We start from the raw sequence: 11,014 nt of genomic DNA on the forward strand, positions 1-11,014 counted from the left end.
GACGTCAGACATCTCCACTAAGCCGGGAGGTCCTCCCCTTTCACAACCCCGTGTCACCAACGTGCCTGCCAAGTACAGCTAGCCGGGGACGACGACGGCCGGACCCAGGACGTCCTGGACCCGGCCGTCGGAGCGGTGCTCAGATCTCGCGCTTGAGGATCTTGCCCGTGGCCGTCATGGGCAGCTCGTCGCGGAACTCCACGATGCGCGGGTACTTGTAGGCCGCGAACTGCTCCTTGCCCCAGGCGACGAGGTCGGCCTCGGACACGTCGTCGTGGTCCTTGTTCTTCACGACGACGGCCTTGATCTCCTCGCCGTGGCTCTCGTGCGGGACGCCGATGACCGCGACCAGCGAGACGGCCGGGTGCGTGATCAGCACCTCCTCGAGCTCGCGCGGGTACACGTTGTAGCCGCCGCGGATGATCATGTCCTTGCTGCGGTCGACGATGTAGTAGAAGCCGTCGGCGTCCTTGCGGCCGAGGTCGCCGGAGCGGAACCAGCCGTCGCGGATGGCTTCCGCCGTCGCCTCGGGGCGGTCGTAGTAGCCCTTCATGACGTTGTGGCCCTTGATGGCGATCTCGCCGACGGCGGTCTTGCCGTCGTCCTCGAGGTCGTCGGGCACGTCGTTCCACTCGGAATCGATCAGCTTCATCTCCACGCCGGGGATCGGCACGCCGATCGAGCCGACGCGGGGCTCCTGCCCGAACACGGAGAAGGACGCCACGGGCGACGTCTCCGAAAGGCCGTAGCCCTCCAGGATGGTCACGCCGAAGCGGTCCTTGAACTGGCGGTGGATGTCGACCGGCAGGGCCGAGCCGCCGGCCGCGGCCACGCGCAGGTTCTGCGCGATCGTGGCGACGTCGACCGTCTCGTCGAGCGCGCCGAGCAGGCCCCAGTACATGGTGGGCACGCCTGCGAAGTAGGTGACCTGCTCCTTGAGCATCAGGCCCAGCGCCGCCTGCGCCTCGAAGCGCGGGAGCATGACGACGGTGCCGCCGAAGGCCATGGAGCCGTTCTGGATGCACGTCTGGCCGAAGGAGTGGAACAGCGGCAGCACGCAGAGGTAGGTGTCGGGGTTGGTCTCGTCGGCCCCGAACAGGTCGGCCCCGGCGAGCGCGTTGTCGCGCATGTTGCGGTGGCGCAGCTCCGCACCCTTGGGCTGGCCGGTCGTGCCGGACGTGTAGAGGATGACGGCGGTGTCGTCGTCGTCCGTCTCGACCGTGTCGAAGGTGGGCGGCTGCTGCGCGACCAGCGGGGCGTAGTACTCCGGCGGCTCCATGGGCTCCGGGGCGGCGGAGTCGAGCTTGATGAGGAAGAAGTCCTTGCAGCCCTCGACCGCCTGGAAGCCCTCCCACGCGGCCTCGCCGATCGGCAGGTCGGGGGTGCCCTCGAACGCGAAGTAGGCGACGGCGTCGGAGTCGTCGAGGTGGTAGGCGACCTCACGGCCCTTCAGCAGGACGTTGAGCGGGACGACCGTCGCGCCGGCCTTGAGGATGCCGTAGTAGATGATCGTGAAGTACGGCAGGTTCGGGCACGACAGCGCGACCTTGTCGCCCGGCTGGACCCCGCGCGAGACGAGCAGGTTGGCCACCTGGTTCGCGGCGCCGTCGACCTGCGCGTACGAGAGTCGGGTGTCACCGAAGACGATGGCGGTGCGGTCGGCGTACGTCGAGGCGGACTTCTCCAGCAGGGCGGCGAGGTTGGCCATCGCGGGCTCCTTCAGACGAGGGTGTGGGCGGCGTCACCACCCTACCCACGTCTCGGATACCGCCGGTACGCGAGTCCGGCGCAGTCTCAGAAGGTGGAGCCCGTGAGCTGCTCGTAGGCCCGGACGTACCGCTCCCGGGTGGCCTCGACGACGTCCGCGGGCAGGCTCGGCGGAGGCGTGTCGGAGGCCTTGTCCCAGCCCGACGCGTCCGACGTGAGCCAGTCGCGCACCGGCTGCTTGTCGAACGACGGCTGGGGACGTCCGGGCTGGTACGTCTCGGCCGGCCAGAAGCGGGACGAGTCCGGGGTGAGCACCTCGTCGGCCAGCACGATCGTGCCGTCCGGGCGGGCACCGAACTCCAGCTTCGTGTCGGCCAGGATGATGCCGCGCGTGCGGGCGATCCGTTCGGCGCGCGCGTACACGTCGAGCGTGAGCGAGCGCAGCCGCTCCGCGACCTCGGCGCCGACCAGCTCGACGACCGCGTCGAAGTCGATGTTCTCGTCGTGGTCGCCGACCGCCGCCTTCGTCGCCGGCGTGAAGATCGGCTCGGGGAGCCGGGAGCCATCGACGAGCCCGTCGGGCAGCGGCACCCCGCACACCTCGCCGGTCGCCTGGTAGTCGGCCAGCCCCGACCCCGTCAGGTAGCCCCGCACGACGCACTCGACGGGATACATGTCGAGCTTCTCGACCACGAGCGCCCGACCCCGCACCCGCTCGGGCACCTGCGTCGACACCACGTGGTTCGGCACGACGTCGGCGAGCTGATCGAACCACCACAGCGACATCCGCGTCAGCAGCTCCCCCTTGTCGGGGATCCCGGGACTCAGCACGAAGTCGTACGCCGAGATCCGGTCCGACGCCACCATGAGCAGTCGGCCCGACTCGAGCTCGTAGAGGTCACGGACCTTGCCGGAGTGCAGGTGCACGGCACCGGGAACGTCGAGAGGCACGACCGACAGCCTAGGAGGTCCGACCCCCTCCCCCACCCACCGGCGTCCGAACGTCTCGCCCCTCGGGTCGGCGGACGGGGTGGTCGGCCAGCTCCCTCGTGCTGCGGGTGCGGTGGCTGGGCTCTCTCGTGGGGGTGGGGGTGCGCTGGGGTGGCTTCTCTCTCGGCCTGCGGCTGCGCGGGCGTGGCTCGCTGCTCGGGTGGGGGTGCGTCGGCATGGCTTGGTGCCTGAGGTGGGGCTGCGTCGGTGCGGCTTTGACTCGTCCTGCGCTCCGAAGGGCCTCGACCGGGCGGCTGGGCGGGGGCCGGCTTCGGGTCTCGGGCTGTGGCCCGCGTGGGACGCAAGAATCTGCGTTCGTGCGCTGGGACTCGAAGGATTCTGCGTTGGCTACGGGATCCCGTCGTGAACGCAGAAGCCTTCGGTCTCCAACGCGCGAATGCAGCATCTTGGGTGCCCTTTGCGTTGGGGGGACGAAAGATTCTTCTTTCTCGTGGACCGTTCCACGAGAAAGAAGAATCCTTCACGCCCTCGCCCCCTCAGCGGTGGATCTGCCACCTGAACAGCGCCCAGAAGGTGGCAGATCCACCGCCGGCACGCACGAATGCAGAATCTTGCGTCCACCGCGAGCCACAGCCCGAGAACCCAGCCCACCGGCCCGCCAGCCGCCCGGTCGAGGCCCTTTCGGAGACCACACCCACGACAAGCCGCGCCAGCGCAGCCCCACCCGAGCAGCAAGCCACGCCCGCGCACCCCCACCCGAGCAGGAAGCCACGCCCGCGCAGCCGCAGGCCGAGGAAAAACCACCCCGACGCACCCCCGCCCGACCCCCAGCCCGCCCAGCACACTCCGGGCAGGCCGAGCCGGGCTCAGGGCGTCAGAGGATCGCGCCCGGCGTGTAGGTGGCGGCGGCCGGGTCGACGGCGACGAGCTCGTCGACCTGGGCGACGACGGCGGCGACCTGGGCGGTCGCGGCGCCGGTGAACTCCAGGGGTGCGGCGACGAGGGAGGCGAGGTCGGCCTCGGTGAGGGCGAGTCGCTCGTCGGCCGCGAGGCGTGCGAACAGGTCGTTGCCGGCCGACCCTTGCTCGCGCATCTCCAGGGCGACGGCCACCGCGTGCTCCTTGATCGCCTCGTGCGCGGCCTCACGGCCCACGCCGGCGCGCACCGCGGCCATCAGCACCTTGGTCGTCGCCAGGAACGGCAGGTAGCGGTCGAGCTCACGCTGGACGACCGCCGGGAACACGCCGAACTCGTCGAGGACGGTCAGGAACGTCTCGAACAGGCCGTCCGCGGCGTAGAACGCATCGGGGAGGGCCACACGGCGCACGACCGAGCACGACACGTCGCCCTCGTTCCACTGGTCGCCGGCCAGCTCGCCCACCATCGACACGTAGCCGCGGACGACGACGGCCAGGCCGTTGACCCGCTCGCACGAGCGCGTGTTCATCTTGTGCGGCATCGCGCTCGAGCCGACCTGGCCGGGCTTGAAGCCCTCGGTGACCAGCTCGTTGCCGGCCATGAGCCGGATCGTCGTGGCCAGGTTCGACGGGGCGGCCACCAGCTGCGCGAGCGACGTGACGACGTCGTAGTCGAGCGAGCGCGGGTAGACCTGCCCGACGCTGGTCAGCACCCGCTCGAAGCCGAGGTGCTCGGCGACACGCCGCTCCAGGTCGGCGAGCTTGGCGAAGCCGTCTGCCGCCCCCGGCCCGGCACCCCCGCCGGGTGCCCCGCCCAGCAGGTCGAGCTGGTCCTGCGCGGTGCCGACGGGACCCTTGATGCCGCGCAGCGGGTAGCGAGCGAGGAGGTCGTCGAGCCGGCCGATGCCGGTGAGGAGCTCGTCGGCGACGGTCGCGAAGCGCTTGCCGAGCGTCGTCGCCTGCGCCGCCACGTTGTGGCTGCGACCCGCCATGACGAGCTCGGCGTGCTCGGCGGCCAGCCGGGCGAGCCTCGCCAGCGCCGCGACGGCCCTCGAGCGCAGCACCTGAAGCGACGCCCGCACCTGCAGCTGCTCCACGTTCTCCGTCAGGTCGCGCGACGTCATGCCCTTGTGGATGTGCTCGCTGCCGGCGAGCGCCGCGAACTCCTCGATCCGTGCCTTGACGTCATGCCGGGTCACGCGCTCGCGGTCGGCGATCGACGCGAGGTCGACCTGGTCGACGACGGCCTCGTAGGCCTCGATCACGCCGTCGGGCGTCTCGACCCCCAGGTCGCGCTGGGCCTTGAGCACGGCGATCCACAGCTGCCGCTCGAGCACGATCTTGTGCTCGGGCGACCAGATGCGCGCGATCTCGGGCGAGGCGTAGCGGTGGGCCAGAACGTTGGGCGTCGTCACGCCGCACATCATCCCACCCGCCCCGCGGACGACGGACGGCCGTCCGCGTCAGACGGCGACGTAGTGGTCGACGTCCTCGAGGAGGATCCGCGTGCCGGTGTCGCCGTCCCACGACGCCCGGAGCCCGTGGCGCCGGAGCACCGGGAGCACCTCGTCCGACACCAGCGCGCCGACGAGCCGTGCGTAGGTGGCGTCCTTCTCGGCGTCGTCGAGCGCCTCCCACTCCTCGCGCGGCAGGTGCTCGGCCAGGAAGACGCCGTAGCCGAGGTACGTCGTGCGGGTCTCCAGCAGCGTCTCGGTGTCCTGCTGGTGGAAGTAGACGTACCCGCGCCAGCGTCGGGAGTCGTCGCGCTCGTCGCCGATCTCGGCCGTCGCGCAGCTGCCGCAGCAGGTGAAGTCGGGACGGGCCAGCACGCCGATCGCCTCGAGGTCGTCGAAGGCGGCGAGCAGCGGCGGGCGGGCGACGTCGGCCGACCAGGCCGCCTGCTGTTCGCGTCGGGCGCGGACGAGGTGCCGGAAGGCGTCGACGGCCTGCTGCTCGGTGACGCCGAGCTCGGCGATCTCGTCCTCGCGCAGCTCGAGGAGGTCCTCCACCTCGGTCCGACCCAGGAGCACGTCCTCCCACAGCAGGTCGCGCAGCGCCTCCTCGACGTCGGCAGGCAGGCGCAGCGACGACGGCAGGACCAGTCCGGCCGGCTGGTCGTTCAGCCCTCCCGCGGGCCGGGTCGAGGCGGCCTGCTGCTGGCCGCGCCCGCGCAGCCGCGACCAGAACCCTCGGCGCTGCTCCGACCCGGACATCAGACCTCGATCTCCCCGCGCTGGGCGGCCAGGGCGATGTCCGTGCGGAACTGCGCACCGTCGAAGGAGATCGCGTCGACCCCGGCGTAGGCCCGGTCGCGAGCGTGCTCGAGGTCCTCGCCGACCGCGGTGACCGCCAGCACCCGCCCGCCGCTGGTCACGAGTCGGCCGTCGGCGTCCAACCCGGTCCCCGCGTGGATGACGTCGACGCCCTCGATCGTGTTCGCCGCGCCGACTCCGAGGATCACGTCGCCGGACCGCGACGACGCCGGGTAGCCGGCCGACGACATGACCACCGTGACGGCCGTGCCGTCGTGCCAGGCCGGCAGCCCGACCGCGTCGAGGGTGCCGGTCGCGGCGCCGTGCAGCAGCGACGCGAGCGGGGTGCGCAGCAGGGCCAGGATCGCCTGGGTCTCGGGGTCGCCGAAGCGGGCGTTGAACTCGACGACGCGCACCCCCCGCGACGTCAGGGCGAGCCCGGCGTAGAGGAGACCCTGGAACGGCGTGCCGCGACGTGCCATCTCCTGCACGGTGGGCACGAGCACACGGCGGGTCACGTCGGCGACCAGGTCGTCGGGCGCCCACGTGAGGGGCGTGTAGGCGCCCATGCCTCCGGTGTTGGGTCCGGCGTCGCCGTCGAGGGCGCGCTTGAAGTCCTGGGCGGGCTGCAGCGGCAGGACGGTCTCGCCGTCGGTGATGGCGAAGAGGGACACCTCGGGGCCGTCGAGGAACTCCTCGATGACCACGCGGTCGCAGCCGGCCGCGTGGTCGAGGGCCTCCTGACGGTCCTCGGTGACGACGACTCCCTTGCCGGCGGCCAGCGCGTCGTCCTTGACGACGTACGGCGGACCGAAGGCGTCCAGCGCGGCGGCGACCTCCTCGGCGGTCTCGCACACGTGCGCCATGGCGGTGGGCACCTCGGCGGCCGCCATGACCTGCTTGGCGAAGGCCTTCGAGCCCTCCAGCTGCGCGGCGGCCCGACTGGGCCCGAAGCAGGCGACCCCGGCGTCGCGGACGGCGTCGGCGACGCCGGCGACGAGCGGCGCCTCCGGGCCGACGACGACGAGGTCGGCGCCGATCGACGTGGCGAGCGCGGCGACGGCGTCACCGTCGAGCGGGTCGACGTCGTGCAGGGTCGCGACGTCGGCGATGCCCGGGTTGCCGGGTGCCGCGTGCACCTCGGTGACCTGCGGGTCGCGGGACAGGGCCAGGGCCAGGGCGTGCTCGCGTCCGCCGGTACCGATCACCAGAGTCTTCACGCTGCCCGACCCTATCGCCCCGGGTCGGCTCCGGATCGGTCGACGAGGAAGCTCGACCGCACTCCGACGCGACCAGGCCGCGGCAGCGCCCGACACCATGCCGCCGTCGACGTCGGGACGGGGCCGCAGACGGCGGTGGGAGACTGGGCCACGTGTACTCCGCCGATGAGGGCCCGACGCCGTGGCTCGGCGGCGAGGTCCGCGCGGAGGGCCTCGTGCTGCGGTCCTGGGATCTGGGCGACGTGCCCACGATGGTCCGCCTGTTCGACACACCCGACATCGATCGGTGGACGCCGTTGGCGCACCCCTTCGACGAGGACGCCGCCACCGCCTACGTCCGCGCTGCCTGGGAGGGACGGTCGACCGGCACGCTCCAGCTGGCGGTCACGTATGACGGCGGAGAACCCCTCGGCGAGGTGCTGCTGTTCGGGACGGAAGAGGACGGGACCTGTGAGCTCGCCTACGCAGTGGGATGCGAGCACCGCGGCCAGGGCCTGGCGGTGCGCTCCGTCCGGGCCGCGCTCCGCGTAGCCCACGACGCTGGCCACGTCCGCGCGAGGCTCCGCATCGCCGTCGGGAACCGGCGGAGCGAGCACGTCGCGCTGTGCGCCGGTTTCGCGCTCACTGGTGAGCCGGTGCAGCACCGGCGGCGCAAGGGGCGGACGCTGAGCCTGCGCACCTGGCGGCGCGCGGACCTGCAGACCCGAGACTGACCGCCCGGCTCAGAGCAGGTCGTGCAGGACCACGGTCTCCTCACGGTCCGGGCCCACGCCGACCGCGGAGATGCGGGCGCCGGACATCTTCTCGATGGCCCGGACGTACGCCTGGGCCGCGGGGGGCAGATCGTCCATGCTGCGGGCGCCGGAGATGTCCTCGCTCCAGCCGTCGAAGAACTCGTAGATCGGCTTCGCGTGGTGGAAGCCGGTCTGCGTCATGGGCATCTCGTCGACCCGCTCGCCGTCCACGTCGTACGCGACGCAGACGGGGATGCGGTCCCAGCCGGTGAGCACGTCGAGCTTGGTGAGCACGAAGTCGGTGACACCGTTGATGCGGGCCGCGTACCGCGCGACGGGCGCGTCGTACCAGCCGCAGCGGCGCGGACGACCCGTCGTGGTGCCGAACTCGCCGCCGTTGGTGCGCAGGCGCTCGCCGTCCTCGTCGAACAGCTCGGTCGGGAACGGACCCTCGCCGACGCGGGTGGCGTACGCCTTGACGATGCCGATGACGCGGGTGATGCGCGTCGGCGGGATGCCGGAGCCCGTGCAGGCGCCGCCGGTCGTGGCCGACGACGACGTGACGAACGGGTAGGTGCCGTGGTCGACGTCGAGCAGCGTGGCCTGACCGGCCTCCAGCAGCACCGTCTCGTCACGGTCGAGCGCCTCGTGCAGCACGAGCGCGGTGTCGGCGACCATGGGACGCAGCCGCTCCGCGTGCACGAGCAGCTGGTCGACGATCTCGTCGACGCTGACCGCGCGACGGTTGTAGACCTTGGTGAGCATCTGGTTCTTCAGCTCGAGCGCGCCCTCGACCTTGGCGCGCAGGATCTTCTCGTCGAAGAGGTCCTGCACCCGGACGCCGAGCCGGTTCATCTTGTCGGCGTAGGTCGGGCCGATGCCGCGGCCGGTGGTGCCGATCTTGCGGCTGCCGAGGAAGCGCTCGGTCACCTTGTCGAGGGTGCGGTTGTAGTCGGCGATGAGGTGGGCGTTGGCGCTCACGCGCAGCTTGCTCGTGTCGATGCCGCGCGCCTCGAGCGCGTCGATCTCCTCGAACAGGACGTCGAGGTCGATGACGACACCGTTGCCGATGATCGGCGTGCAGCCTGGGCTCAGGATGCCGCTGGGCAGCAGGTGCAGGGCGTACTTCTCGTCGCCGATGACGACGGTGTGGCCGGCGTTGTTACCGCCGTTGAACTTGACGACGTAGTCGACGCGGCTGCCGAGCAGGTCGGTGGCCTTGCCCTTGCCCTCGTCCCCCCACTGGGCTCCGACGATGACGACTGCGGGCATGCGATGCACCCCTCGAGGTTGGTTCGTGCTGTGCGGTGAACAGGCGACAAGCCCCGGGCGTCCGGGGCCTGACAGCCGCATCGTATCGGGCCGGACACCCCTCGGGCCAATGCGCGGCGGCCACGACGGTGCGTCGGCTGCCTGCGGGCCCTAGGCTCGCAGGGGCACCGTCGTCGACGGTGGTTCTCGGGGCCGCACGCAGAGGGAGCACCATGAGCGACAGCAGGCCCTGGGTGGCCGTGGTGAACGCGCAGGCGGGCAGCAGCGACGACCCGCGCCTCGAGGAGGCGCTCGACGTGCTGCGCGCGCACACGTCGCTGGAGGTGCGGCACACCGAGGACCGCGACGACCTGCAGGACGCGGTGGCCGCGGCCCGTGGCGGTGTGGTGGTGGCGGTCGGCGGCGACGGCAGCATCCACGCCGTCGTCACGGCCGTCGACGACCTCGACCTGTTCGACGACGTCGAGGTGGCGATCGTGCCGCTCGGCACCGGCAACGACTTCGTACGCACGCTCGGGCTCAGTGACGACCCGGTCGAGGCTGCACGGCAGGCCGTCGACTGCGCGCCCCGTCCCGCCGACGTGATCCGCGACGGTCAGGACCGGCTGGTCGTCAACGCCGTCCACGTGGGCCTGGGCGCCGAGGCGAACGTGAAGGCGACGCCGTGGAAGAAGGCGTTCGGCCCGGTCGGGTACGCCATCGGCGCGGCGATCACCGGAGTGGTCGGCAAGGGCTTCCACGCGACGGTGCACGTCGACGGCGAACGCATCGACTCGCCTCGTCGACTCATCCAGGTGGCCGTCGGCAACGGTCGCTACGTCGGCGGCGGCGCCCCGCTGCTCCCCGCGGCGGACCCGTTCGACGGCAGCCTCGACGTCGCGGTCGTGTGGGCGCACGCCCGGTGGAAGCGTCTCGGGTACGCGTACCGCCTGCGTCGCGGCCGCCACCCGATGCGTGACGACGTCGTCTACCTCAAGGGTCGCGAGGTCGTGGTGCAGGGCGAGGCGCTGCAGGCCAACCTCGACGGCGACCTCTGCGATGCGAGCACCCGGCACCAGTGGGTGGTCGAGCCGGGACGGCTGCGACTGCGTGCCCCCGCCGACGCGCCCCCGCCGCTGGAGGACTGAGCGGCGCCGGTGATCTGAGCGGAGCCGCTCAGACGAGCTGCGCGTACGCCTCGGGGCTCGACTCGTGCAGGAACTCGCGGCAGCGGTGCGCCTCGGCGTCGTCGCCGAGCCGCTCGGACCCGGTGGCGAGCGCCGCGAGCGAACGAAGGAAGCCCTGGTTCGGCTCGTGCGACCACGGCACCGGGCCGAAGCCCTTCCAGCCGTTGCGGCGCAACGCGTCGAGCGAGCGGTGGTAGGCCGTCCGCGCGAACGCGTAGCCCTCCAGGTCGTCACCCGCGTCGAGCGCCTCCTGCGCCAGGAGCGCCCACGCGAGCACCGAGTCGGGGTGCTCCGAGGCCACGGTCCGCGCCGACGTGCCCGACGCCAGATCCTGCGCGCCCGGGTCCTCGGGAAGGAACGTCTCTGGCGGCTCACCCAGCAAGTTCGTCATGCTCTGCACCCTACGCACCGGGCCGGCGGAGGGGCCGGCGTGGGCTGGTGCGCTGGCGTGGCTTGTCTCTCGGGTGGGGGTGCGCTGGTGTGGCTCCGTGGTCGGGTGGGGGTGCGCTGGTGCGGCTTACTGCTCGGGTGGGGGTGCGCTGGTGCGGCTTCTCGTGGAGGTGGTCTCCGAAAGGGCCTCGACCGGGCGGCTGGGCGCGAGGTGGGCTGGGTTCTCGGGCTGTGGCTCCCGCTGTGGGACGCAAGATTCTTCCTTCGTGCGCGGTTGGCCCAAGATGCTGCGTTTGCGCGGTCCGGCGGTGGATCTGCCACCTTAAGGGGCCCTTCGTACCTGCGGTGGGGGCAGTGAGCGACTTGGCATGACGCGGTCGGGGTGAATGGGGTCGAGGCCCTCCA

General features: G+C 71.8%; 8 protein-coding genes and 1 pseudogene. 2 read left to right on the top strand and 7 right to left on the bottom strand.

Features of this window, described 5'->3' with window-relative positions:
* Window positions 1-139: 139 nt before the first annotated feature.
* The 5 genes and pseudogenes from AC3WRM_RS18170 to purD all read right to left on the bottom strand — a co-directional run bounded on the left by AC3WRM_RS18170 (window position 140) and on the right by purD (window position 7,047).
* Window positions 140-1,708 (bottom strand): long-chain-fatty-acid--CoA ligase, encoded by a 1,569-nt coding sequence (locus tag AC3WRM_RS18170; protein ID WP_492249990.1) that lies wholly within the window; start codon window positions 1,706-1,708, stop codon window positions 140-142.
* A 98-nt stretch (window positions 1,709-1,806) separates the two neighbouring features.
* Window positions 1,807-2,658, bottom strand: a pseudogene (locus AC3WRM_RS18175) (phosphoribosylaminoimidazolesuccinocarboxamide synthase); the annotation flags it as partial.
* A gap of 874 nt (window positions 2,659-3,532) precedes the next feature.
* Complete coding sequence (gene purB, locus AC3WRM_RS18180; protein ID WP_492249977.1) at window positions 3,533-4,990, bottom strand: adenylosuccinate lyase; 1,458 nt, start codon at window positions 4,988-4,990, stop codon at window positions 3,533-3,535.
* A 48-nt stretch (window positions 4,991-5,038) separates the two neighbouring features.
* A complete protein-coding gene (locus AC3WRM_RS18185) occupies window positions 5,039-5,788 on the bottom strand; it encodes a DUF6891 domain-containing protein (RefSeq protein ID WP_492249978.1) in 750 nt (249 codons plus the stop codon).
* Entirely contained in the window at window positions 5,788-7,047 is a 1,260-nt protein-coding gene (gene purD, locus AC3WRM_RS18190; RefSeq protein WP_492249979.1) for a phosphoribosylamine--glycine ligase, read from the bottom strand. The genes AC3WRM_RS18185 and purD overlap by 1 nt, the downstream gene beginning before the upstream one ends.
* Before the next feature lie 152 nt (window positions 7,048-7,199).
* Between purD and AC3WRM_RS18195 the strand changes: the two genes are divergently transcribed.
* Window positions 7,200-7,760, top strand: a complete 561-nt coding sequence (locus tag AC3WRM_RS18195) for a GNAT family N-acetyltransferase (protein WP_492249980.1) — start codon at window positions 7,200-7,202, stop codon at window positions 7,758-7,760.
* A 9-nt stretch (window positions 7,761-7,769) separates the two neighbouring features.
* Here AC3WRM_RS18195 and AC3WRM_RS18200 read toward each other — a convergent pair whose 3' ends face one another.
* A complete protein-coding gene (locus AC3WRM_RS18200) occupies window positions 7,770-9,053 on the bottom strand; it encodes an adenylosuccinate synthase (RefSeq protein ID WP_492249981.1) in 1,284 nt (427 codons plus the stop codon).
* A 212-nt stretch (window positions 9,054-9,265) separates the two neighbouring features.
* Between AC3WRM_RS18200 and AC3WRM_RS18205 the strand changes: the two genes are divergently transcribed.
* Window positions 9,266-10,180: a diacylglycerol/lipid kinase family protein gene (locus AC3WRM_RS18205; RefSeq protein ID WP_492249982.1), complete on the top strand. Its 915-nt coding sequence runs from the start codon at window positions 9,266-9,268 to the stop codon at window positions 10,178-10,180.
* A 28-nt stretch (window positions 10,181-10,208) separates the two neighbouring features.
* Here the strand turns inward: AC3WRM_RS18205 and AC3WRM_RS18210 are convergent, their stop codons facing one another.
* A complete protein-coding gene (locus AC3WRM_RS18210) occupies window positions 10,209-10,610 on the bottom strand; it encodes a DUF3151 domain-containing protein (RefSeq protein WP_492249983.1) in 402 nt (133 codons plus the stop codon).
* Window positions 10,611-11,014: the final 404 nt, after the last annotated feature.

The sequence above is a fragment of the Aeromicrobium sp. EU05-FHT14F07 genome, assembly GCF_058790455.1.